At 68.4% G+C, this 22,159-nt stretch carries 21 protein-coding genes and 1 riboswitch; of the genes, 12 read left to right on the forward strand and 9 right to left on the reverse strand.

Annotated elements, in window-relative coordinates; translation table 11 throughout:
* Window positions 1–3 precede the first annotated feature (3 nt).
* Window positions 4–1,989 carry a monovalent cation:proton antiporter-2 (CPA2) family protein gene (locus AC1DSC_RS04025; protein ID WP_436288280.1) on the reverse strand — a complete coding sequence of 662 codons (1,986 nt, stop codon included), beginning with the start codon at window positions 1,987–1,989 and terminating at the stop codon, window positions 4–6.
* Window positions 1,990–2,076: 87 nt separating this feature from the next.
* On the opposite strand from AC1DSC_RS04025, the gene AC1DSC_RS04030 reads away from it, so the two are divergent.
* From AC1DSC_RS04030 to AC1DSC_RS04045, 4 genes are read left to right on the forward strand one after another with little or no spacing between them, the layout of a single operon-like run.
* Window positions 2,077–3,075, forward strand: a complete 999-nt coding sequence (locus AC1DSC_RS04030; RefSeq protein WP_015868033.1) for a KpsF/GutQ family sugar-phosphate isomerase — start codon at window positions 2,077–2,079, stop codon at window positions 3,073–3,075.
* Window positions 3,075–3,623 carry a KdsC family phosphatase gene (locus tag AC1DSC_RS04035; protein WP_369663877.1) on the forward strand — a complete coding sequence of 183 codons (549 nt, stop codon included), beginning with the start codon at window positions 3,075–3,077 and terminating at the stop codon, window positions 3,621–3,623. The genes AC1DSC_RS04030 and AC1DSC_RS04035 overlap by 1 nt, the downstream gene beginning before the upstream one ends.
* Window positions 3,620–4,255, forward strand: coding sequence for an LPS export ABC transporter periplasmic protein LptC (gene lptC / locus AC1DSC_RS04040; RefSeq protein ID WP_015868031.1), 636 nt, complete (start codon window positions 3,620–3,622; stop codon window positions 4,253–4,255). Before AC1DSC_RS04035 ends, lptC begins: the two co-directional genes overlap by 4 nt.
* 8 nt (window positions 4,256–4,263) lie before the next feature.
* Window positions 4,264–5,046: an SDR family oxidoreductase gene (locus AC1DSC_RS04045; protein WP_436288279.1), complete on the forward strand. Its 783-nt coding sequence runs from the start codon at window positions 4,264–4,266 to the stop codon at window positions 5,044–5,046.
* A 79-nt stretch (window positions 5,047–5,125) separates the two neighbouring features.
* Here the strand turns inward: AC1DSC_RS04045 and AC1DSC_RS04050 are convergent, their stop codons facing one another.
* Window positions 5,126–5,671: an RNA recognition motif domain-containing protein gene (locus AC1DSC_RS04050; RefSeq protein ID WP_015868029.1), complete on the reverse strand. Its 546-nt coding sequence runs from the start codon at window positions 5,669–5,671 to the stop codon at window positions 5,126–5,128.
* 263 nt (window positions 5,672–5,934) lie between these two features.
* A riboswitch (yybP-ykoY riboswitch) is annotated at window positions 5,935–6,119 on the forward strand.
* A 6-nt stretch (window positions 6,120–6,125) separates the two neighbouring features.
* Here AC1DSC_RS04050 and AC1DSC_RS04055 point away from each other — a divergent pair.
* From AC1DSC_RS04055 to AC1DSC_RS04070, 4 genes are all read left to right on the forward strand, one after another.
* The gene (locus AC1DSC_RS04055) at window positions 6,126–6,689 is read left to right on the forward strand and encodes a TMEM165/GDT1 family protein (RefSeq protein ID WP_015868028.1); all 564 of its coding nucleotides are present in this window, start codon (window positions 6,126–6,128) and stop codon (window positions 6,687–6,689) included.
* 134 nt (window positions 6,690–6,823) lie between these two features.
* A complete protein-coding gene (metX, locus tag AC1DSC_RS04060; protein WP_436288278.1) occupies window positions 6,824–7,999 on the forward strand; it encodes a homoserine O-succinyltransferase MetX in 1,176 nt (391 codons plus the stop codon).
* A complete protein-coding gene (metW, locus tag AC1DSC_RS04065; RefSeq protein ID WP_015868026.1) occupies window positions 7,996–8,583 on the forward strand; it encodes a methionine biosynthesis protein MetW in 588 nt (195 codons plus the stop codon). Before metX ends, metW begins: the two co-directional genes overlap by 4 nt.
* Before the next feature lie 37 nt (window positions 8,584–8,620).
* Window positions 8,621–9,211 (forward strand): IMPACT family protein, encoded by a 591-nt coding sequence (locus AC1DSC_RS04070; protein WP_436288277.1) that lies wholly within the window; start codon window positions 8,621–8,623, stop codon window positions 9,209–9,211.
* Here AC1DSC_RS04070 and AC1DSC_RS04075 read toward each other — a convergent pair.
* Entirely contained in the window at window positions 9,156–10,094 is a 939-nt protein-coding gene (locus AC1DSC_RS04075) for an ion transporter (RefSeq protein WP_278878495.1), read from the reverse strand. The two genes, AC1DSC_RS04070 and AC1DSC_RS04075, sit on opposite strands and share 56 nt — an antisense overlap.
* A 135-nt stretch (window positions 10,095–10,229) precedes the next feature.
* Here AC1DSC_RS04075 and AC1DSC_RS04080 point away from each other — a divergent pair, with 135 nt between their 5' ends.
* Entirely contained in the window at window positions 10,230–10,745 is a 516-nt protein-coding gene (locus AC1DSC_RS04080) for a bactofilin family protein (RefSeq protein WP_015868023.1), read from the forward strand.
* Between the two features lie 13 nt (window positions 10,746–10,758).
* On the opposite strand, the gene AC1DSC_RS04085 is transcribed toward AC1DSC_RS04080, so the two are convergent.
* Window positions 10,759–11,544, reverse strand: coding sequence for a DUF72 domain-containing protein (locus AC1DSC_RS04085; protein WP_436288276.1), 786 nt, complete (start codon window positions 11,542–11,544; stop codon window positions 10,759–10,761).
* Between the two features lie 88 nt (window positions 11,545–11,632).
* Here AC1DSC_RS04085 and AC1DSC_RS04090 point away from each other — a divergent pair, with 88 nt between their 5' ends.
* Window positions 11,633–13,144: a M20 family metallopeptidase gene (locus tag AC1DSC_RS04090; RefSeq protein WP_436288275.1), complete on the forward strand. Its 1,512-nt coding sequence runs from the start codon at window positions 11,633–11,635 to the stop codon at window positions 13,142–13,144.
* Complete coding sequence (locus tag AC1DSC_RS04095) at window positions 13,141–14,007, forward strand: alpha/beta hydrolase (RefSeq protein ID WP_436288274.1); 867 nt, start codon at window positions 13,141–13,143, stop codon at window positions 14,005–14,007. The genes AC1DSC_RS04090 and AC1DSC_RS04095 overlap by 4 nt, the downstream gene beginning before the upstream one ends.
* 12 nt (window positions 14,008–14,019) lie before the next feature.
* Here AC1DSC_RS04095 and AC1DSC_RS04100 read toward each other — a convergent pair whose 3' ends face one another.
* The 5 genes from AC1DSC_RS04100 to AC1DSC_RS04120 form a co-directional block, all read right to left on the reverse strand.
* A complete protein-coding gene (locus tag AC1DSC_RS04100; protein ID WP_018903428.1) occupies window positions 14,020–15,198 on the reverse strand; it encodes an MFS transporter in 1,179 nt (392 codons plus the stop codon).
* Window positions 15,199–15,340: 142 nt separating this feature from the next.
* Window positions 15,341–15,802, reverse strand: a complete 462-nt coding sequence (locus AC1DSC_RS04105; RefSeq protein WP_278878488.1) for a YidB family protein — start codon at window positions 15,800–15,802, stop codon at window positions 15,341–15,343.
* Between the two features lie 100 nt (window positions 15,803–15,902).
* Window positions 15,903–17,267: a M20/M25/M40 family metallo-hydrolase gene (locus tag AC1DSC_RS04110; protein WP_018903430.1), complete on the reverse strand. Its 1,365-nt coding sequence runs from the start codon at window positions 17,265–17,267 to the stop codon at window positions 15,903–15,905.
* A gap of 62 nt (window positions 17,268–17,329) precedes the next feature.
* Window positions 17,330–18,064: a 16S rRNA (uracil(1498)-N(3))-methyltransferase gene (locus AC1DSC_RS04115; RefSeq protein ID WP_436288273.1), complete on the reverse strand. Its 735-nt coding sequence runs from the start codon at window positions 18,062–18,064 to the stop codon at window positions 17,330–17,332.
* Between the two features lie 8 nt (window positions 18,065–18,072).
* Window positions 18,073–19,329, reverse strand: a complete 1,257-nt coding sequence (locus tag AC1DSC_RS04120; protein ID WP_436045189.1) for an aminoglycoside phosphotransferase family protein — start codon at window positions 19,327–19,329, stop codon at window positions 18,073–18,075.
* Between the two features lie 234 nt (window positions 19,330–19,563).
* Here AC1DSC_RS04120 and AC1DSC_RS04125 point away from each other — a divergent pair, with 234 nt between their 5' ends.
* Entirely contained in the window at window positions 19,564–22,146 is a 2,583-nt protein-coding gene (locus AC1DSC_RS04125) for an LPS-assembly protein LptD (RefSeq protein ID WP_015868014.1), read from the forward strand.
* Window positions 22,147–22,159: the final 13 nt, after the last annotated feature.

The raw sequence follows: 22,159 nt of genomic DNA on the forward strand, positions 1-22,159 counted from the left end.
GGCTCAGCCCTTTTGCAGCCGCTCGATGGCCACGGCCAGGGCAGCGGGCTTGCCGCACAGCACGAGCGTGTCGCCGTCGGTCAGCACCGTGTCGTCGGTGAATACCTGGTTCTGGCCGTCGTGGCGGCGCAGGCTGGCGACGCGCACGCCCAGGCTGTCGAGCGCCAGCCGCGCCAGGGTCTGGCCGACGGCGCGGGCGCCGGGCGTGAGCGTGAAGGTATTGAGCCGCTCGTGGTCGAGCTCGTCGGCGTTGTCGTCGTCCGCGCCGTGGAAGTAGCCGCGCAGCAGGTTGTAGCGCGCATCGCGCTGGTCCTGCACCACGCGGATCACGCGCCGCATCGGCACGCCGACCAGCGCCAGCGCATGGCTCGCGAGCATCAGCGAGCCCTCGATGGCCTCGGGCACCACCTCGGTCGCGCCGGCGGCCTGCAGCTTCTCGAGGTCGAGGTCGTCCTGCGTGCGCACGATCACAGGCACCTGCGGTGCGTGGGAGCGGATGTTGGCCAGCACCTTCATGGCGCCCGGCACGTCGAGATAGGTCACGACCACGGCGCTGGCGCGCGCCAGGCCGGCCGCCATCAGCGCCTGCAGCCGCGCCGCGTCGCCGAACACCACCGAATCGCCCGCCGCGGCGGCCTGGCGCACACGGTCGGGGTCGAGGTCCAGCGCCATGTAGGGAATGCCTTCGCGCTCCAGGATGCGCGCCAGGTTCTGGCCGCAGCGCCCGTAGCCGCAGATGATCACGTGCTTGGCGGTATTGATGGTCTTGCGCGCGATCGTGGTCATCTGCAGCGATTGCTGGAGCCAGTCGCTCGCCACCAGCTTGCGCACGATGGTGTTGGTGTACATCACGATGAAGGGCGTGGCGAGCATCGACAGCACCATCGACGCCAGCACCGGGTTGGCCAGCCACGGCGGCAGCAGGCTGCGCTCCTGCGCCAGCGCCAGCAGCACGAAGCCGAATTCGCCGGCCTGCGCCAGGTAGAGGCCGGTGCGCAGCGACACGCCCGCGGTGGCGCCCAGCACCCGCGCCAGCAGCGTCACCAGCGCCAGCTTGAACGCCAGCGGCAGCAGCAGCAGCACGGCCACCAGCGCCCAGCGCTGCACCACGATGTGCCAGTCGAGCGACATGCCCACCGTGATGAAGAACAGGCCCAGCAGCACGTCGTGGAACGGACGGATGTCGGTTTCGACCTGGTGCTTGTATTCGGTCTCCGACACCAGCATGCCGGCGATGAAGGCGCCCAGCGCCAGGCTCAGGCCGGCCAGTTCGGTGAGCCAGGCCAGGCCGAGCGTGACCAGCAGCACGTTCAGGATGAAGAGCTCCTCGCTGCGCCGCCGCGCAACGAGCGTGAGCCACCAGCGCATGATGCGCGGGCCGCCATAGAGCAGCACGCCGATCAGCAGCGTGGCCTTCACGAGCGCCAGGCCGATCGCCTTGGCCAGCGCCTCGGGCGGCGCGCCCAGCGCGGGAATCAGCACCAGCAGCGGCACCACCGCCAGATCCTGGAACAGCAGCACGCCCATCACGCGCTTGCCGTGTTCGCTCTCGAGCTCGAGCCGCTCGGCCATCAGCTTGACCACGATCGCGGTGCTGCTCATCGTGAGGGCGCCCGACAGCGCCAGCGCGGTCTGCCACCCGAGCCGCCAGGCCGGCGGGAGCTGCGAGGCGATGGCGAGCGCCCCGGCGGTGGCAATGGCCATGGTCAGCAGCACCTGCAGCAGGCCCAGGCCGAACACGTGCTTGCGCATGGCGCGCAGCTTGGGCAGGCTGAATTCGAGCCCGATCACGAACATCAGGAACACCACGCCGAATTCGCCGAGGTGGCGGATGGCTTCGGAGTTCTGCGCCAATGCCAGCGCATGCGGCCCGATCAGCACGCCGGCCGACAGATAGCCCAGCATCGGCGGCAGTTTCAGCGAGCGGCAGACCACCACGCCGAGCACTGCGGCCAGCAAATACATCAGCGTGAGATCGAACGAGGACATTGCCGGATGCTAGAGCAATGTCCATGCCCCGAACGTGCGGCTTGCATCGAGCGGCGGCGCGCGCCGGCCGGCCCGTAAAATCCGCCGATGAGTTCAGCTCCCCTGCCCCCCGTGGTCGACGCCGACGCAATCCTGGCGCGGGCGCGCGCCACCTTCGACATCGAGTCCGATGCCGTGATCGGCCTGAAGTCGCGCGTGGGTCCGAGCTTCGTCGAGGCCGTGCGCAAGATCCTGGACGTGCGCGGCCGCGTGGTCGTCATGGGCATGGGCAAGAGCGGCCACGTCGGCCGCAAGATCGCGGCGACCCTGGCCTCCACCGGCACGCCGGCCATGTTCGTCCACCCGGCCGAAGCGAGCCACGGCGATCTCGGCATGATCAAGCCGGTCGACCTGGTGCTGGCCATCTCCAACAGCGGCGAGGTCGACGAGCTCACCGTGATCCTGCCGGTGGTCAAGCGCCAGGGCGTGCCTCTCATCGCGATGACCGGCCGCACCGATTCCACCCTCGCGCGCCACGCCGACATCGTGATCGACGCCGGCGTGGCCAAGGAGGCCTGCCCGCTCAACCTCGCCCCCACCGCAAGCACCACCGCCCAGATGGCGATGGGCGACGCGCTGGCAGTGGCGCTGCTCGACGCGCGCGGCTTCGGCTCCGAGGACTTCGCGCGCTCGCACCCCGGCGGTGCGCTCGGCCGCAAGCTGCTCACGCATGTGAGCGACGTGATGCGCTCGGGCGACGAGGTGCCGCGCGTGGCGCCCACTGCAACGCTCAGCGAGCTGATGCGCGAGATGAGCTCCAAGGGCCTGGGCGCCACCGCCGTGGTCGACGCGCAAGGCCGCGCCATCGGCATCTTCACCGACGGCGACCTGCGCCGCCAGGTCGAGACCGGCGGCGACCTGCGCGGCCTCACCGCCGCCGACGTGATGCACCCCGGCCCGCGCACGCTGCGCGCCGAGGCGCTGGCGGTCGAGGCGGCCGAGCTGATGGAAGAACACCGCATCACCAGCGTGCTCATCGTCGACCCCGAGGGGCTCCTGATCGGCGCGCTCAGCATCAACGACCTGATGCGCGCGAAGGTCATCTGATGCCGATCGACTTCCAGGCCGAGACCTTGCTCGCCGCGCAGGACGTGCGCATCGCGTTCTTCGACATCGACGGCGTGCTGACCGACGGCGGCGTGTATTTCACCGAGCATGGCGAAACCCTCAAGCGCTTCAGCATCCTGGACGGCTACGGCCTCAAGCTGCTGCGCCTGGCGGGCATCACGCCGGCGGTGATCACCGGGCGCGACTCCAAGCCGCTGCGCGTGCGGCTCGAAGCGCTGGGCATCCAGCACGTGCGCTACGGCACCGAAGACAAGCTGCCCGCGGCCCAGGCCATGCTCGAGGAGCTCGGTTTCAGCTGGCTGCAGGCCGCGGCCATCGGCGACGACTGGCCCGACCTCCCCGTGCTGGCGCGCGCCGGCTTTGCGGCCGCGCCCGCCAATGCGCATGCCGAAGTGCGCCAGGCGGTCAACTACGTCACGCGCGCACGCGGTGGAGAAGGCGCGGCGCGCGAGTTCTGCGATCTGCTGCTGACGGCCTGCGGCCAGTACCGCCGCCTGCTCGACGCCGCCCGGGGTCCGAGGCAATGAAGCGTGCCTGGAACCTGCTGCGCGACGTGCTCGACCGCGCCACCATCTACCTGCCCATCATTCTCACGGCGGCGGTTGCGCTCGGCACCTACTGGCTGGTGCGCAACGCGCCCAAGCTGCTCGCACCCACCGCCAAGGCCGCGCCCACGCACGAGCCCGACTATTTCATGCGCGGCTTCGTGATCAAGAACTTCCTGCCCAACGGCGACCTGCGCAGCGAACTCCATGGCAAGGAAGGCCGGCACTATCCCGACACCGACACCGTCGAGGTCGACGACGTGCGCATGCGCTCCGTTTCGCCGCAGGGCTACACCACCCACGCGACGGCCAATCGCGGCATCTCGAACTCCGACGGCAGCGAGATCCAGCTCTTCGGCAACGCCATCGTCATCCGCGACCCGGTGGTGGGGCCCAGCGGCAAGTCCACGCCGCGCCTGGAGTTCCGCGGCGATTTCCTGCACGCCTTCCTCGATACCGAACGCGTGACCTCGAACAAGCCGGTCACGCTCATCCGCGGCAGCGACCAGTTCACCGCCGACCACCTCGACTACGACAACCTGAGCGGCGTCGCCAACCTGACCGGCCGCGTGCGCGGCGTGCTGATTCCCTCGGCGGCCGGCAAGCCGCGCTGAACCCGCGCATGAGCCCGTCTCCGCTTGTCTTCATCACCGGCGCATCGAGCGGCATCGGCCAGGCCCTGGCCGCCAGCTTCTACGAGGCGGGCTACCGCCTGGCGCTGGTGGCGCGGCGCACCGCGGAGATCGAATCCTGGGCCGGCGAGCGCCAGCTGGACCCCGCCCGCTACCAGGTCTATGGCGCGGACGTCGCGCAAACCGACAGCATCGTGGCCGCCGGCGCCGCCTGCATCGCGCGCCAGGGCCTGCCCGACGTGGTGATTGCCAACGCCGGCATCAGCGTGGGCATCGACACCGCAGAGCGCGAGGACATCGAGGTGATGGCCCGGACCTTCGCCACCAACAACGTCGGCCTGATGGCCACCTTCCATCCTTTCGTGGCCGCGATGCGGCAGCGCGGCAGCGGCCGGCTGGTCGGCATCGCGAGCGTCGCGGCCATTCGCGGGCTGCCGGGGCACGGCGCCTACTGCGCCAGCAAGGCGGGCGTGGTCGCGTACTGCGAGAGCCTGCGCGGCGAACTGCACAACAGCGGCGTCAAGGTCGTCACGCTCTGCCCCGGCTACATCGACACGCCGCTGACCCAGGGCAACCGCTACGGCATGCCCTTTCTCATGAAGACCCGGGACTTTGCCGACCAGGCGCTGCGCGCCATCGAGGCGGGCACCAGCTACCGCGTGATTCCCTGGCAGATGGGCGTGGTCGCCAAGCTGATGCGCATGCTGCCGAATGCGCTGCTCGACCGCGCCGTGCAGGGCCGCGCCCGCAAGAAGCGCAGCGGCGAAAGCTGATGGCTTCGCCGGAGCGGCGGCTCCAAGTAAAAAGGCTCCCTGAGGAGCCTTTTTACTTGTGCGTGACGGGATGCAGCGTTCAGTAGCCGCTGTTGCCGCCGCCGCCGTAGCCACCACCACCGCCGGAGCGGCCACCGCCGCCACCGCCACGGGGGCCGGCACCGTAGGGGCTGCGGAAGCCGCCATCGCCGCCACCACCACCGCCGCCGGAGCGGCCACCGCCACCGCCGCCATAGCCGCCACCACCGCCGGAGCGGCCGCCGCCGCCACCACCGTAGCCGCCACCACCGCCGCCGCCGTAGCCACCGCCACCACCGCCGCCATAACCACCACCGCCGCCGCCGTAGCCGCCGCCACCGCTGCGGGGCGGACGTGCTTCCATGGGACGTGCTTCGTTGACGACGACGCTGCGGCCGCCGAGCGGCTGGCCGTTCATGCCATTGATGGCCGCTTGCGCTTCCGCGTCACTGCCCATCTCGACGAAGCCGAAGCCCTTCGAGCGGCCCGTGTCGCGTTCCATCATGACCTTGGCGCTGGTCACCGCGCCGAATTGTCCAAAAGCCTGTTCGAGATCACTGTCGCGCACCGAGTAAGGCAGGTTGCCGACATACAGTTTGTTGCCCATCAAGGGACTCCTATAAACACATAGCAAGAAAAGCGATGGAGTCCCGAAAGCATCACTCAAACGAGAGCCGTCGAGTCGCGCGAAACTGACCGATCACCGAACTTCCTCCCCGGCAAAATGAAGAGGGAGGCTCGTGCATTATGGGTGAAATACGTGAAATGCAAGCAGTAATTTGCTGCATCCTGTAGGGCCTCGAAAAATTTACAGAAAGCTAGCGCACGCTTACAAACCCGGCCGGTGGCTGCCGCGCAGCAGGTAGAATCCGACCCGTCATTGGGGAGTAGCCGCCTTCCATCGCGAGAAGGGCCCGCGTCAACAGACTTGTCCTGCCCCACAGGACATGGCGCGTGCAGTGAACACACCTGGCGAGACCTTTGACCGTGCAACTTCGGGAATATGGCCGAAGGTGTTGCACGGTCAATTGCGTCCTTCGGCCCAAGGAACCCTCTCTTTCATGGAAGCTTTTCTCGTTGCAACCGGCGTGGTTGCGCTCGCCGAAATGGGCGACAAGACCCAACTGCTGGCTCTTCTGCTCGCGGCGCGTTTCCGGAAACCCTGGCCGATCGTGCTCGGGATCTTCGCGGCCACCATCGTCAACCACGCGCTGGCCGGCGCGGTCGGCAACTGGATCACCCACTGGCTCGGACCCGACGTGCTGCGCTGGATCCTGGGCGGCTCGTTCATCGCCATGGCGGCGTGGATGCTGATTCCCGACAAGCTCGACGAAGACGACGCGCCCGCGGCCAGCCACTACGGGGTCTTCGGCACCACGCTGGTCGCGTTCTTCCTGGCCGAAATGGGCGACAAGACCCAGATCGCGACCGTCATGCTGGCCGCCCGCTTCACGCAGGACTACGTCTGGGTGGTCGCCGGCACGACGCTCGGCATGATGCTGGCCAACGCACCGGTGGTGTGGCTCGGCGAGAAGATCGTACGGCGCGTGCCCATCAAGCTGGTGCACGGCGTCTCGGCCGCGATCTTCCTCGTGCTCGGCATCGTGATGATCGTCGGCTGGTAGCACGGCGGGGCGATATACTGCCAGCTGCGCCGATTTGCTTCAGCTTGCGGGCGCTTAATAAATTCAGCTAAAGACAGTCCAGTTGGCGAACAAGCAACCCGGCTCGTTTTTGGCGAGGCCGGGTTTTTTCATTGATGTCGTCACCTCCCTTGGTCGTCACTCCGCAGTCGATGCAGTTCGAGGGCCCGCTGGCCCTGCGCAGCGGTGCGTCGCTCGGCAGCTACACGCTCGCCTACGAAACCTACGGCACCCTGAACGCCGAGCGCAGCAACGCGGTGCTGGTGTGCCATGCCCTCAACGCCTCGCACCATGTGGCCGGCACCTACGAAGGCCAGGCGCGGTCCGAGGGCTGGTGGGACAACATGGTGGGCCCGGGCAAGCCGGTCGACACCGACCGTTTCTTCGTGATCGGCGTGAACAACCTCGGCTCCTGCTTCGGCTCCACCGGCCCGATGCACGTCGATCCCGCCACCGGCCGCGTCTACGGCGCGGACTTTCCGGTGGTCACGGTCGAGGACTGGGTCGATGCGCAGGCGGCGCTGCTCGATGCGCTCGGCATCCGCACGCTCGCGGCCGTGATGGGCGGCAGCCTGGGCGGCATGCAGGCGCTGTCGTGGACGCTGCAGTACCCCGACCGCGTGCGGCATGCCGTGGTGGTGGCCAGCGCGCCCAACCTCACGGCCGAGAACATCGCCTTCAACGAAGTGGCGCGCCGCGCCATCGTCACCGACCCCGACTTCCACGGCGGCCATTTCTACGAGCACGGCGTGATCCCCAAGCGGGGCCTGCGCATCGCGCGGATGATCGGCCACATCACCTACCTGAGCGACGACGTCATGAACGCGAAGTTCGGCCGCATCCTGCGCAGCGCGGTCGAAGGCGAGGCGGCGGGGCTCGACTACCGCTATTCCACGCAGGACGTCGAGTTCCAGATCGAGAGCTACCTGCGCTACCAGGGCGACAAGTTCAGCGAATACTTCGACGCCAACACCTACCTGCTGATCACGCGCGCGCTCGACTACTTCGACCCCGCGCGTTCGCATGGCGGCAACCTCAGCGCGGCATTCGCCGGCGCCACGGCCAAGTTCCTGCTCGTGAGCTTCAAGACCGACTGGCGCTTCTCGCCCGCGCGCAGCCGCGAGCTGGTGAAGGCGCTGCTGGACAACCGCCGCAACGTGAGCTACGCCGAGATCGACGCGCCGCACGGGCACGACGCCTTCCTGCTCGACGACGTGCGCTACATGGGCGTGGTGCGCTCCTACTTCGAGCGCGTGGCGCACGAGATCCAGGCCGAAGGGAGCGCGTCGTGAGCGACATCCAGACCCAGCGGCTCATTGCCAACCTCGTGCCCGAGGGCGCGCGCGTGCTCGACCTCGGCTGCGGCGACGGCGCCCTGCTCGACCTGCTGCAGCGCGAGCGCGGCTGCACCGGCTACGGCGTGGAAATTGCCGACGGCAACGTGCTGCAGTGCATCCGCCGCGGCGTCGACGTGATCCAACTGAACCTCGACGAAGGCCTGGCGATGTTCGACGACGCCTCGTTCGACGTGGTGCTGCAGATCGACACGCTGCAGCATCTGCGTAACGCAGAGATCATGCTGCGCGAAACCGCGCGCGTGGGCCGCATCGGCATCGTGGCCTTCCCCAACTTTGCGCACTGGCCCAACCGCATCAGCATTGCGCGCGGCCGCATGCCGGTGACGCGCCGCCTGCCCTACCAGTGGTACGACACGCCCAACATCCGGGTCGGCACCTTCAAGGATTTCGAGGTGCTGGCACAGAAGAACAGCCTGCGCGTGCTCGATGCCTTCGGCGTGCAGGAAGGCCGCAGCGTGCGCTGGCTGCCCAACGCGCGCGCGGGCACAGCCGTGTTCAAGTTCGAGCGGGAGCGCTGAGCGATTCCGCGACCCGACTGAAAACAACGGCTGCTCCATGAGCTTCACGCTCTCGCAACCGGCGCACAGCGAGCTGCTGATCAAGAAGAGCCGCTTCATCGGCTGCGTGCAGCCGGTGGCCGACCGGGCCGCGGCCCTGGCCGTGGTGGCATCCCTGCGCAGCGAGCATCCCGCCGCCGCGCATGTCTGCTGGGCGCTCATGGCGGGCGGCCAGTCGGCCGCCAACGACGACGGCGAGCCGGGCGGCACGGCCGGGCGCCCCATGCTCGAAGTGCTGCGGCACCAGCAGCTCGAAGGCGTGCTTGCCACCGTGGTGCGGTACTTCGGCGGCGTCAAGCTGGGTGCGGGCGGACTCGTGCGGGCCTACACCGACGCGGTGGCGCAGGCCTGCCTCGGGGCCACGCTGGTGCCGCTGGTGCGCCAGCGGCTGCTGCAATGCGCCGTGCCCTATGCGCTCGAAGGACTGGTGCGGCGCGAGATTGCCGCGGCGCCCGGCGCTTCGCTGGTCGATGTGCGGCATGGCGATGCGGTGGACTTCACCTTCACGCTGCCCGAGCCCGACGCGGATGCCTTCATCGCCCGCCTCGACGATGCTGCGCAAGGGCGCGTCGCCTGGCTGCAGGCGTGAGCCGGCGCGCAGGCGCGGGCGCGGCCACGGCCGAGGGCGGCGCCATCGCCAGCACGCCGCGCGGCGCGAGCGCCACGGGCACTGGCGTATCGTCGTCGGGACCGCGCCGCGCCATCTCGGCCGTCACGATGCCGGTCGGCACGGCGAGCACGCCCCAGCCCAGCAGCATCATCACCGAGGCAATCGCGCGGCCGAGGTCCGTCTTGGGCACGAGGTCGCCGAAACCCACGGTGGCCATGGTCGAGATGGCCCAGTAGATCGCCACCGGAATGCTGGTGAAGCCGTGCTGCGGGCCTTCCACCACGTACATCAGCGTGCCCATCACCAGCACCACCAGCATCACGAAGCCCACGAACACCGTGATCTTGCGGCGGCTCGCGGCCACGGCCGAGACCAGCGCGCGGTATTCCACCGAATAGCGCGAGAGCTTGAAGATGCGGAACACGCGCAAAAGCCGAAGAATGCGCACGTCGATCAGGTAGGCGAGCTCGGGCGCGAGCGCCACCAGGAAGGTCGGCAGCAGCGCGAGCAGGTCGATCACGCCGTAGAAGCTCAGCGCATAGCGCAGCGGCTTGTTCACGCAGGCGAGCCGCGCGATGTACTCGAGCGTGAACAAAATGGTGAACACCCATTCGAGCACGTTGAACACGGGCCGCCACTGCTCGCGGATCGACTGCACGCTGTCGAGGATCACCACCAGCACGCTGGCCACGATCACCGCGATCAAGGCCAGGTCGAACAGCAGGCCCGCACGCGTGTCGGCCTCGAAGATCACCGTGAACAGCCGGCGCCGCCAGCCGCTGGCAGGCTTGTCGAAGCGCGAATCGATGGTCGAGGAGATCGCGAGGCTCCGGGCGGCAGGCGCGGTGTTCGATCGGGTCATCTTGCGGGGCCGGGGTCACTGGAGAGTGTCATTGTCGGGCGCCGCGGGATTTATTCGGTTACGTTTATTGCGCAATGAAGTGCCGCAGGCCGCGAGCGGGTTCTTACGATAGTCGTTTTGTTGAGGAGCTCCCCATTGGCCACACAGTCCCCCTTTTTCGGCAAGCGTGATCGTGATACCGACTCGTTGACCTCTCGCCCCGCGCCGTTGGTGGGCTCGGGCACCAATCTCTCGGGCTCGCCCGTCAATCCTTCGTCGCTGACCGCGCAGCAAGGGGGCCTCTCCGCAGCGGCCGCACCGGCCAAGGAAGGCGGCAGCAAGCTCACCGTCGGCCCCAACATCAAGCTCAAGGGCGTCGAGATCACCGATTGCGACACGCTCGTGGTCGAAGGCCTGGTCGAGGCGACCATGGACTCGCGCCTGATGCAGATCGCCGAACAGGGCGAGTTCAAGGGCTCGGCCGAGATCGACATCGCCGAGATCCGCGGCGTGTTCGACGGCAACCTCACGGTGCGCGAAAAGCTCGTGATCCACTCGACCGGCAAGGTCACCGGCAAGATCCGCTACGGCAAGATCGTGATCGAGGAAGGCGGCCAGCTGTCGGGCGAAATCAGCTTCGGCGCCAAGCCGTCGCTGCAAGCCGCAGCCTGATCAGGCTTTCGGCTCAAGCCGCCTCTTCGGGCGGCTTCCAACCCAGGCGCTCCAGCAAGGCACCGGCCGCGGCCGGTGCTTTCTCTTTGGCGCCGTTGATGAAGTAGACGAACACGTCGCGCTTCTTGGGTGCTTCGGCCCAACGCTGTGCGCGCTCGGCCCAGGCGTCGAGCGCCTTCGGCGCATAGCCGGTCTTGAGCTTGGCGTCGGCCATCATGAGCCGCGCATAGGCGAAGTCGCCTTCGGGTTCCTCGAACGAGGGAAACTTGTCCGCATCGGTGAACACGGTCGAGACCTTGTGCTTCTTCGCGAGCGCCTGGTAGGCCGGCGTGATGAAGCTCGGATGCCGCACGTCCATCACGTGGCGCAACGCTCGGCTGCCTTCCTTCCTGGGCAGCAGCTCGAGAAAGGCCTCGAAATCTTCCGCATCGAAGGGCTTCGTGGGCATGAACTGCCACACGATCGGCCCGAGCTTGTCGCCGAGCTCGCTCACGCCACTGTCGATGAAACGCTTGATCGAATCGCCCGCGGTGGCCAGCACCTTGCGATTGGTGGCAAAGCGCGAGGCCTTCATCGAGAACATGAAGTCTTCCGGCACCTCGCCGTGCCATTTGCGGAAGGTCTCGGGCTTGAAGGTGCTGTAGTAGGTGCCGTTGATCTCGATGGCGCTCACCTGGCGGCTCGCATAGCGCAGTTCCTTCGCCTGCGCGAGCCCCTTGGGATAGAAGTTGTCGCGCCAGGGCTCGTAGGTCCAGCCGCCGATGCCCACCTTGATCCGAGTCGATGCTGCCTTGCTCACATTGCGCTCCGGGTTGAGATCGCCGCACTCTACGCGCGCTCGCCCAAGGGCGCAAAATGCGATTTTTTCCTTAGCCGCGGAGAACCCGATGAACGCCCCCTTGCACCGCGAAATGCCTGCCGGCCTGCTCGATGCCGAGCGCGCCCTGTCCGATGTCAGCGCCCAATGGGACGGCGACATCCTCAAGCAGCTCACCGACTACATCGCCATTCCCGCCAAGTCGCCCGGCTTCGACAAGGATTGGTCGGCCCACGGCTACCTCGAAACCGTGCTGCGCAATGCGGCGGCCTGGGTCGAGGCGCAGAAGGTCGAGGGCCTGAAGCTCGAGATCGTGCGCCTGGAAGGCCGCACGCCGGTGCTGTTCTTCGAAGTGGCCGCCAGCGGCACCAACATGGACGAGACCGTGCTGATGTACGGCCACCTCGACAAGCAGCCCGAATTCACCGGCTGGCGCAACGACCTCGGCCCCTGGACGCCCAAGTACGAGAACGGCCTGCTCTACGGCCGCGGCGGCGCCGACGACGGCTATGCGGTCTACGCCAGCATCGCCGCGCTGCAGGCGCTCAAGAACCAGGGCGCGGCGCATCCGCGCATCGTCGGGCTGATCGAGACCTGCGAGGAAAGCGGCTCCTACGACCTGCTGCCGTATGTGGACGCATTGCGCCCGCGGCTGGGCAATGTCGAACTGGTGATCTGCCTGGACTCCGGCGCCGGCAACTACGACCAGCTGTGGCTCACCACCTCGCTGCGCGGCATGGCCAGCGGCACGCTCAAGGTCGAAGTGCTGACCGAAGGCATCCACTCGGGCGACGCCTCGGGCCTCGTGCCCTCGAGCTTCCGCATCATGCGGCAGGTGCTCGATCGCCTCGAGGACAGCGCCACCGGCCGGCTGCTCCCCGCGAGCTTCCATTGCGAAGTGCCGGCCGACCGCCTCGCGCAGGCCAAAGCCACCGCGGCGATCCTGGGCGACGAGGTCTACAAGCGTTTTCCGTGGGCGCACTACGACTGCGGCGGCTCGACCGTGTTCGCGCTGCCGACCACCACCGATCCGGTCGAGGCGCTGCTCAACCGCACCTGGAAGCCCACGCTGTCGGTGACCGGCGCCGAAGGGTTTCCGGCGCTGAAGGACGCGGGCAACGTGCTGCGCCCCTACACCGCCTTCAAGCTGTCGCTGCGCCTGCCGCCGCTGGTCGATGCGGCCGAGGCGGTGCAGCAGCTGAAAACGCTGCTCGAGGACAACGCGCCCTACCAGGCGCGCGTGACCTTCGAAAGCGGCGGCGGCGCCACCGGCTGGAATGCGCCGACCATCACGCCGTGGTTCGAGGATGCGCTCAACAAGGCCTCGCAGGCGCATTTCGGCGCATCCTGCGGCTACATCGGCCAGGGCGGCACGATCCCGCTGATGAACATGCTGAGCGCCGGCTTTCCCAAGGCGCAGATGATGGTCTGCGGCGTGCTGGGTCCGAAGAGCAATGCCCACGGCCCCAATGAATTCCTGCACGTGCCTTACGCCAAGAAGCTCACGGCCGCGGTGGCCGAGGTGATTGCGGCCCTGCCGGCGGCGCACCGCGCGGCTTCCGCGGAGCCGGCGGCCGCTTGAGCCCGGCGGCGCCGACGCCGCTGCCTTTGCCGCAGCGGGTTTCGCTGCCCACGCCGGACGGCGAAACGCTGCTGCTGCGCCGCCTTCCGGCGGCCGGCGCATCGCGCGGCGTCGTCGTGCTGGTGCATGGCCTCGGCGAGCATGCCGGGCGCTATCACCAGCTCGCGGCGCGCCTGCATGCATGGGGCTTCGCGGTGTGGGCCCACGACCACCATGGCCACGGCGGATCGTCCGGCGCGCGCGGCGCACTGCCCGGCGAACTGCGGCTGGTCGAAGACCTCGCGCTGGTCATCGACGATGCGCGCCGCGGGAACCCCGGCTTGCCGCTGCTGCTGCTCGGCCACAGCCTGGGCGGGCTGGTCGCTGCCAGCCTGGTGGCACGCGGTGTGCGGCCGGTCGACGGCCTGGTGCTGTCTTCGCCGGGGCTCGACCCGGGCCTGAGCGGATTCCAGAAGGCGCTGCTCGCGGTGCTGCCGCGCATTGCGCCCGGGCTGCGCGTCGGCAACGGCCTGGACGACAACTTTCTTTCGCACGACCGGGCCGTGGTGCAGGCCTACCGCGACGATCCGCTCACGCACGACCGCATCGGCGGCCGGCTCGCGCGCTTTTTGGCGCACGAAGGGGCGGTGGTGCAGCAGGCCGCGGCACACTGGCCGGTGCCGACCCTGCTGCTGTATGCGGGCGACGACCGGCTGGTGGTGCCGGCCGCGAGCCGCGCCTTCGCGGCCGCCGCGGCGCCCGGCGGCATGGTCGAAGCACAGTGCTTCGAATCGATGTACCACGAGATATTCAACGAGCTCGAGGCCGAACCCGTGTTCGCCGCGCTGCAGCGCTGGCTCGGCAAGCGCTTTCCGCCGGACTGAAGAAGAAGCCTTTCAGGCGCTCGCGGCTGCGGCCTCGCGCCGGCGCGTCTGCGCAAGCCACAGCAGCGCCGCACCCGTGAGCGCCACCGGCACCAGCGAGCCGTAGTTCAGCAGCTGCCAGCCCTGCGTCGTGACCAGTACGCCCGAAGCGAACGAAGTCAGCGCGAGCGTCGCGAACACGCAGAAATTGAGCGCGCCCTGCGCCCGGTCGCGCTCTTGCGGGGTGTAGGCCGTGAGCGAGAGCGTGGTGCTGCCCGTGAACAGGAAATTCCATCCCACGCCCAAGAGGCACAGCGCCACGAGGAAGTGCTGCAGCTCCACGCCCGACAGCGCAACGGCGATGCAGCCGAAGTTGAGCGCAAGCCCCACGCCCATCACCGGCAGCGCGCCGAAGCGGCGGATCAGGTGGCCGGTGAAGAAGCCCGGCGCGAACATGCCGATCACGTGCCATTCGAGCACCAGCGCGGCATCGGAAAAAGGCAGGCTGCAGATCTGCATGGCAATGGGCGTGGCGGCCATCAGCAGGTTCATCACGCCAAAGCCCAGCGCGCCTGCCGCGGCCGCCACGATGAACACCGGCTGGCGCACGATCTGCGACAGCGGCCGTCCGCCCAGCGCCTCCTGGCGCGTGAGCGTGGCGGGAAACTCGATGAAGCGCATGACTGCCATCGACAGCAGCGCCACCGCCGCCAGCGCGATGTAGGCGCCCGCGAACGGCACCGCGAACGCCTCGCGCGTGGCGGCCGCCAGGTTGGGCCCCGCCACCGCGCCGATCAAGCCGCCGGCCATCACCAGCGACACCGCCTTCTCGCGCCAGGCCGGGGCCGCGAGTTCGGCGGCCGCGAAGCGATAGAGGTTCGCGTTGGCGTTGTAGTAGCCCGCCACCACCGTGGCCAGGCACAGGAGCCAGAAGTTCTTCGAGATGGCCGCGAACGCGCACAGCAAGGCCGAGCCCAGCCCCACCGCCAGCCCGATCTGGAACGACCCGCGCCGCCCGAAGCGCTGCTGCGTGCGCGCCACCAGCCCGGTGGTGAGCGCACCGCCCACCACGTAGCCCATGACCGGCAGCGTGGCCATCCAGCCGCGCGGCGCGATGCTCAGGCCCACCAGCCCGTTGATGGCGATGAAGGTGACGTTGTTGGTCAGGAACAGGCCCTGGCAGATGGCGAGCAGCCAGAGGTTGCGGTTCATGGAGAAATGGCGGCGAAGGCGCGTTGCGGCATGGAAGGCTGCGGTTCTACGCGAATCGCCCCGGATGCGCCAGCCGAACTGCGGCGGGCGAAAAAAAAGCGCCCTCGCGGGCGCCGGAATTTCCGATGAGCAAACAGTTCGCTCAAGGCTGCCTGTTCTGCAGCAGGCCGCCGAGCGTAGCCAGCAGGTCGTTCGGGTTGTCCAGGCCCTGCTCCGGCACCTTGCCGTGCGGCGTGAGCTGATCGATCAGGGCCGGCAGCATGGTGGCCAGCATGGGCAGCAGCGTTTGCGCATTGATGCCGAGCTTGGAGGCGATGCTGGCGATGGTGTCGCTGCCCAGCGCGTTCTCCAGCTGGCCGCCGGACACGGGCTGGTTTTCGCCCTTGCCGATCCAGGAGCCGATCACGTCGCCCATGCCGGCCTGCTCGAATTTCGAGACCAGCCCTCCCAGGCCACCCGCGCCGCCGTTGTTGGCCAGCAGGCCGCCCAGCGCGCCGGCAAGGCCCCCCAGGTCTCCCAGCCCGCCGATGCCGCCGCCTTGCGGCTGCTGCTGCTGGGCGGCGCCCCCGAGAACCTGGCCGAGTACCGAATCGAGCATTCCCATGGACGTTTCCTTGGTGTGTGACAGAACCGCTGGCATTTTCCCAGCGCGAGGGGCCGCGGGCGAACAAGCTTGTTTACTTTTAAGCCCGCAGCGTGACAAATTACCTGGGACGCGGTGCGCGTTTTGGCAGCAATGCGGGGCTTACCCCTTGCACGCCGACCAGACCCAGCACTGTCACCAGCGAATTCTGCGCGCCTTTCCAGGCATCTGTCACGTCGATCGCTTCGCTCAGGGCATGGAAGCCGGTCGACTTTCCGCCGCCGCCGATGATGATGGCCGGGATGCCGTACGACATCGGCACGTTGGCGTCGGTGCTGCCGCCGCGCAGCAGCGTCTTGTGGCCGAAGGCGGTGTTCGAGCGCACAGCCGCTTCCACGATCACCGAATCGGACGGCGTGCGCCCGCCCGGCCGGTCGCCGATCAGCTTGTTGCTGGCGCTCAGCGTCGCCACGTTCCAGCGCTTGTTCTCCTCGGCCACCGCTTCGTCGATGGCCGCGAGGATCTTCTTTTCGGTCTCCAGCAGCGACGCCATGTCGTCCGAACGGATGTCGATGGCCATGCGGGCATCGGGCGCAATGGTGTTCACCGAGGTGCCGCCGCCGACGGTGCCGACGGTGAAGGTGGTCTTGGGAAAGCTGGGCGTGCGGACTTCGGCGATCTTGGCAATGGCGCGGCCCATGCCGTGGATCGCACTGGGCACCTGGCCGAAGGCGGCAAAGCTGTGGCCGCCCGGGCCCTTGAACGTGACTTCGTAGCGGTGGCTCGCCGTGCCGAGCACCAGCACGTTGCCGTCGGGCGAAGGCTCCAGCCCCACCATGCCGTCGATGTCGAGGTGGTCGCGGAAGATGGCCTTCATGCCGCGCAGGTTGCCGAGCTCTTCCTCGCCCACATTGGCAACGAAGAGCAGGTCGCCCACGGTCTGGACCTTGTTGTCGTTGAGCACCTTGAGCCACGACAGCAGCACCGACAGGCCGCGCGTATCGTCCGCGATGCCGGGCGCGTGGAGCTTCCCGTCGTGCTCCTTCACCTTCACGTCGGTGCCGGCGGGGAACACGGTGTCCAGGTGGGCCGAGACCAGCAGCTTGGGGCCGTTGCCGGTGCCCTTGCGCAGCCCGACCACGTTGCCCTCGGCATCGATCTTTGCGTCGGCGAGCCCGAGCGCCTTCATGCGCGCCAGGAAGGCCTCGGCGCGCTTGCTTTCCTTGAACGGCGGCGCTTCGATCTCGGTCAGCATCTTCAGGTCTTCGACCGAACGCTCGTGGTCGGCCTTGACCGCGTCGAGCAGCTTCTGGACCGCGGGCGCCGCCATCAGCTGCGTGAAGGTTTTTTCCACCTCGGGAGTGACCTGCGCCGGCGTGGGGGCGACGGCGGTGTTCTGGGCCTGCGCGCCCGGCGCGGCGCAGAGCAGGGCCAGCACAAGGGGCGCGAGGGGGGCAAGCCGGAGGGCGCGTGGCGAACGAGGCATGGCGTGGAGATCCTTTTCTTGTGATGGGGATGAAGTGGGGCAGGCCGTTGCGGAAAGCGGGCTCAAGGGCCCGCGAGCAATACCAGCGCGGCCAGCGCCGCGGTTTCGGCGCGCAGCACGCGCGGCCCGAGCGTGACCGGCGCAAAGCCGCAGGCCAGTGCTTCCTGCTCTTCGGCGCTGCTCAGGCCGCCCTCGGGGCCGCTCAGCACCAGCACGCTGCGATCGGCCGGCGCCGAGGCGGTGGCATCGGCCAGGCGCCGCGTGCCTTCGGCCAGGCTCAGGACAAGGCGCAGCGGGGCCTCGCCCGCATGCGCGCCGATCCAGGCCGAGGGGCCCGAGAACGGCCGCACCGGATGGATCCGCGGCACGCGGTTGCGGCCGCATTGCTCGCAGGCGGCAATCGCAATCGCTTCCCAATGCGCCCTCTTCTTCTCGGCGCGCTCGCCCGAAAGGCGCAGCACGCCGTGGGCCGTGGCCAGCGGCTGGATGCTCGCGACGCCCAGCTCGGTGGCTTTTTCGACCAGCCAGTCCATGCGTTCGTTGGCCGGCATGCCGACGGCCAGGTGCACCGAGCGCGCGGCTTCGCGCTCGGCCGGTGCATGGGCGCCGATCGTCACCGACACATCGCTGCGCCCCATGCGCTCCACGGTTGCCGCATATTCGCCGCCCGAGCCGTCGAACAAGGTGAGCGCGTCGCCGGGTTGCATGCGCAGCACCTGGACGTGGCGCGCGGGGCCGGGAGGCAGTTCGAGCGAGGCACCCGCCGTTAACGGTACCGAGCAATGGAAACGGGGCATCTAGAGCCCTAGACCCTGCCGTAGGCGAAGCCGGTCAGCGCCGACGTGCCTTCGATCTCGTCGATCACCCGCAGCAGCGGCGTGAGCTCCATGTAGCGGCTGGCGGTGGAGCGGATGTAGGCGATGAAGCGCGGCGTGTCCGCCAAATAGCGCGGCTTGCCGTCGCGCAGCGTGAGGCGGGCGAAGATGCCGGCCACCTTGAGGTGGCGCTGCAGCCCCATCCATTCGACCGAGCGGTAGAACGCGCCGAAATCGGCATCGACCGGCAGCTTGGCCTTGCGCGCGGCTTCCCAGTAACGAATGGTGACGTCGAGCACGAATTCCTCGTCCCAGCTCAGGAAGGCGTCGCGCATCAGGCTCGCAATGTCGTAGGTGATCGGGCCGTAGACCGCGTCCTGGAAGTCGAGCACGCCGAGATCGGCAGCCGAGCCGCCGCCGGGCCGCCCCAAGGCGGCGAGCGCCCCCTCGGGGGGCAGCGAGGACACGCCAGTGCCGAGCGTGGGGGCCGAGCCGCCGCCGGGCCGCCCCAAGGCGGCGAGCGCCCCCTCGGGGGGCAGCGAGGACACGCCAGTGCCGAGCGTGGGGGCCACATTGACCATCAGGTTGCGCGGCATGAAGTCGCGGTGCACGTAGACGCTCGGCGAGGCCAGGTTGCTCTCGACGATCAGTCTGAAGCTGCGTTCCAGCCGCTCCTTGAGCTGGCCCTCCACCGCGATGCCACGATGCCGCCCGATGTACCACTCGGGAAAAAGCGCCAGTTCGCGCTCGAGCAGCGCCCTGTCGTAGGGCGGCAGCACGCCTGGCCTGGAGGCCAGCTGCCAGCGGATCAGCGCATCAATCGCCTGGTCGTAGAGCGGGCGGCTGGCGTCGGGCCGGGCCGGATCGATCACGTCGAGCATGGTCTCGCGGCCCAGGTCGTCGAGCAGCAGGAAGCCGTGGGCCCGGTCCCACTCGAGCACCTGCGGCGCGGTCACGCCGGCCTCGGCCATCAGGCGGGCGACCTGCACGAAGGGCTCGCTGTTCTCCTTGTCGGGCGGCGCATCCATCACGATGCGGCTGGCGGCGCTCCCCGTGGCGTCGATGCGGAAGTAGCGGCGAAAGCTCGCATCGGCGGACGCAAGGCGCACCGTCTCGGGCCGCAGGCCGTGCGCGGCGCCGATGCCGGCCAGCCAGTTCTGGAACGCCGCGGCCCGCTGCGGATCTGCCCAGAGAATGGCCGTGGCGGAGGGTGTGGGCTCGGAGGCCGGGAGCGGGGGTGCTGTCATGGATAATCGATTCTACAAATCCGCCTGGCGCGGCAACTCCTGCGGTCCTCCCTGGTCGAACAGAGTTGCCGCCGGCTCCTGCAACCTGCCGGCCTGCCGCGCCGTCCTCCCGACGATCCTTCGTTCCTGACCGATGCCTACGACCCAAAGCCCCCACGCTTGGCACCCTGTGCACTCGCAGCCCTCCCCAGGAAGACTGCGGACCTTCTCCGGAACGATGCGGCGGGAGGCCTGATGAGGCGGCGCGTTGCCTTGCGGCGTTCCGGCCCGCCCCTGCCATTGGCCCTGTTGTCGCTGGCGCTGCTGCATGCGCACGGCGCCTCGGCCCAGCCGGCCGGGGGCCTCGATGGCCCGCTCACGCTCAAGCGCACGCCGCAGCTGACCGAAACGCTGCCGCCCGCCGAGCGCAGCCAGTTGCCCAGCCTGATCACCGGCGACCGCCTGTCGGGCCGCCAGGATCTCGAAACCGTGGTCGAAGGCCATGCCACGCTGCGCCGCGGCGAAGTCGCCATCACCGCCGACCGGCTCGAGTACTACCAGCCCGACGACCGCGCCAGGGCGCGCGGCAACGTGCGCGTCAACCAGGCCGGCAATGTGTACGAAGGCCCCGAGCTCGAGCTCAAGCTCGAGACCTTCGAGGGCTTCTTCAACAACGTGCGCTATTCCTTCCTTGCCACCGGCGGACATGGCGAGGCGCAGCGCATCGATTTCGTCGACAGCAACGTGTCGGTGGCCCGCACCGCCACCTACACCACCTGCCGCCGCGAGGACTTTCCGGGCTGGATGCCGGCCTGGCTGCTGTCTGCAGCCACGCTGACCACCGACACCGAGGAAAACGTCGGCGTGGCCACCGACGCGCGGCTGAGCTTCATGGGCATCAGCACGCCGCCGCTGCCGAGCGTGAGCTTTCCGCTGTCGAACGAGCGCAAGAGCGGCCTGCTGCCGCCCACGATCGGCATCGACAACACCAACGGCATCGAGATCTCGCAGCCGTACTACTGGAACATCGCGCCCAACCGCGACGCCACCTTCACGCCCACGCTGATGAGCAAGCGCGGCCTCAACCTGGGCTCGGAATTCCGCTACCTCGAGAAGGAATACAGCGGCAGCATCCGCCTGGACCTGATGGGCAGCGACCGCCTCGTGGGCCAGCGCTACAACGAAACGCGCGCGGCGCAGCTGCAGCAGCTCGCCAACGGGGAAATCCAGGCCTCGGCCCTGAATTTCGGCGCGCCGCCCAGCAGCAAGCGCTGGGGCATCTGGGCCAACCACCACCAGGATTTCAACGCCAAGGCGCTGGGGCTCGATTCGCTCTCGGCCAACATCAACATCAACCGCGTCAGCGACAACGACTACTGGCGCGACTTCACGCGCACGCCCACCCTGGCGCAGCGCCAGCTGACGAACGACGCCTCGCTCAACTGGAGCAAGGGCGACTGGAGCGGCGGCATCCGGGCGCTGCGCTACCAGACGCTGCAATACAGCCTGTCGCCGATCGTGCCGTCCTATGACCGGATGCCGCAGATCACGGCCAACTACAACAAGTACGACTGGCACGGCTTCGACGTTTCGCTGAACCTGGACTACACGCGCTTTCGCGTCAACACCATCCTGGCCGGCCAGCCGGGCTTCGACATCAACCAGCAGTCGCAGCCCGACGGCGACCGCGCCCTGGCCATTGCCACCATCAGCCGGCCGTTCATCACGCCGAGCTCCTTCGTCATCCCCAAGCTGCAGCTGAACACGGCTTCGTACAACTACTACCTGCCGCAGTCCGACGTTCCGAGGCTCACCGTCAACGGAACCCAGTACGTCAACGGCGTGCCCTACAACCCGAACTCGCTGTATTTCTTCCCGACCTCGAGCAACCGGACGGTGCCGACCTTCAGCCTCGACAGCGGCCTGATCTTCGAGCGCGACGCGAACTACTTCGGCCGCGCCTTCCGCCAGACGCTGGAGCCGCGCGCCTACTACGTCTACACGCCGTTCCGCAACCAGAGCATGCTGCCGAACTACGATTCGGCGGCCAACGATTTCAGCTTTGCGACCATCTACACCGAGAACGCCTTCTCGGGCAACGACCGCATCTCCGACACCAACACGCTCACGCTCGGCGTCACCTCGCGCCTGATCGACCCCGACACCGGCGTCGAGGCGGCGCGCTTCGGCATTGCGCAGCGGCTGCGCTTCAGCGACCAGAAGGTCACGCTGCCGGGCGGCACGCCGGTGACCGACCGCGCGAGCGACCTGCTGCTGGGCGCCCAGATCAACTGGACGCCCAAGTGGAGCCTGGACACGGTCGTCCAGTACAACCCCGACACGCACAAGTCGGACCGCTCGGCCATCACCGCGCGCTACAACCCAGGGCCCTACCGCAACCTGAGCGCGGCCTTCCGCTACCAGGCGCCCACCACGCCCCTTGCCACCGACGGCAACAAGTCCTTCGACGTGGGCTGGCAGTGGCCGCTCAACGACCTGTGGGGCGACAAGGGCAAGGACCTCGGCCCGGGCAAGGGCCAGGGCGGCGGGCGGTGGTACGCGGTCGGCCGGCTCAACTACAGCCTGCAGGACAAGAAACTCACGGACGGCGTGCTGGGCTTCGAGTACGACGGCTGCTGCTGGATCGGGCGCGTGGTGCTGCAGCGCATCACGACCGGCACGGTGACGGCCAACACCCGCATCATGTTCCAGCTCGAATTCGTCGGGTTCTCCAGCATCGGGTCGAGCCCGATGCAGACCTTGCGGACCAACATCCAGCGCTACCAGCCCCTTCGCCAGCCCACCGAAGGGCCGAGCCGCTTCACCAATTACGACTGAGACGATTGAGCAA

The sequence above is a fragment of the Variovorax sp. 01N425 genome, from assembly GCF_056399465.1.

Excerpts from the sequence above, each read along its gene's own strand:
- AC1DSC_RS04025 (WP_436288280.1), bottom strand. The coding sequence starts at position 1,989 with ATGTCCTCGTTCGATCTCACGCTGATGTATTTGCTGGCCGCAGTGCTC.
- AC1DSC_RS04030 (WP_015868033.1), top strand. The coding sequence starts at position 2,077 with ATGAGTTCAGCTCCCCTGCCCCCCGTGGTCGACGCCGACGCAATCCTG.
- AC1DSC_RS04035 (WP_369663877.1), top strand. The coding sequence starts at position 3,075 with ATGCCGATCGACTTCCAGGCCGAGACCTTGCTCGCCGCGCAGGACGTG.
- lptC (WP_015868031.1), top strand. The coding sequence starts at position 3,620 with ATGAAGCGTGCCTGGAACCTGCTGCGCGACGTGCTCGACCGCGCCACC.
- AC1DSC_RS04045 (WP_436288279.1), top strand. The coding sequence starts at position 4,264 with ATGAGCCCGTCTCCGCTTGTCTTCATCACCGGCGCATCGAGCGGCATC.
- AC1DSC_RS04050 (WP_015868029.1), bottom strand. The coding sequence starts at position 5,671 with ATGGGCAACAAACTGTATGTCGGCAACCTGCCTTACTCGGTGCGCGAC.
- AC1DSC_RS04055 (WP_015868028.1), top strand. The coding sequence starts at position 6,126 with ATGGAAGCTTTTCTCGTTGCAACCGGCGTGGTTGCGCTCGCCGAAATG.
- metX (WP_436288278.1), top strand. The coding sequence starts at position 6,824 with ATGTCGTCACCTCCCTTGGTCGTCACTCCGCAGTCGATGCAGTTCGAG.
- AC1DSC_RS04070 (WP_436288277.1), top strand. The coding sequence starts at position 8,621 with ATGAGCTTCACGCTCTCGCAACCGGCGCACAGCGAGCTGCTGATCAAG.
- AC1DSC_RS04075 (WP_278878495.1), bottom strand. The coding sequence starts at position 10,094 with ATGACCCGATCGAACACCGCGCCTGCCGCCCGGAGCCTCGCGATCTCC.
- AC1DSC_RS04090 (WP_436288275.1), top strand. The coding sequence starts at position 11,633 with ATGAACGCCCCCTTGCACCGCGAAATGCCTGCCGGCCTGCTCGATGCC.
- AC1DSC_RS04100 (WP_018903428.1), bottom strand. The coding sequence starts at position 15,198 with ATGAACCGCAACCTCTGGCTGCTCGCCATCTGCCAGGGCCTGTTCCTG.
- AC1DSC_RS04105 (WP_278878488.1), bottom strand. The coding sequence starts at position 15,802 with ATGGGAATGCTCGATTCGGTACTCGGCCAGGTTCTCGGGGGCGCCGCC.
- AC1DSC_RS04110 (WP_018903430.1), bottom strand. The coding sequence starts at position 17,267 with ATGCCTCGTTCGCCACGCGCCCTCCGGCTTGCCCCCCTCGCGCCCCTT.
- AC1DSC_RS04115 (WP_436288273.1), bottom strand. The coding sequence starts at position 18,064 with ATGCCCCGTTTCCATTGCTCGGTACCGTTAACGGCGGGTGCCTCGCTC.
- AC1DSC_RS04120 (WP_436045189.1), bottom strand. The coding sequence starts at position 19,329 with ATGACAGCACCCCCGCTCCCGGCCTCCGAGCCCACACCCTCCGCCACG.
- AC1DSC_RS04125 (WP_015868014.1), top strand. The coding sequence starts at position 19,564 with ATGAGGCGGCGCGTTGCCTTGCGGCGTTCCGGCCCGCCCCTGCCATTG.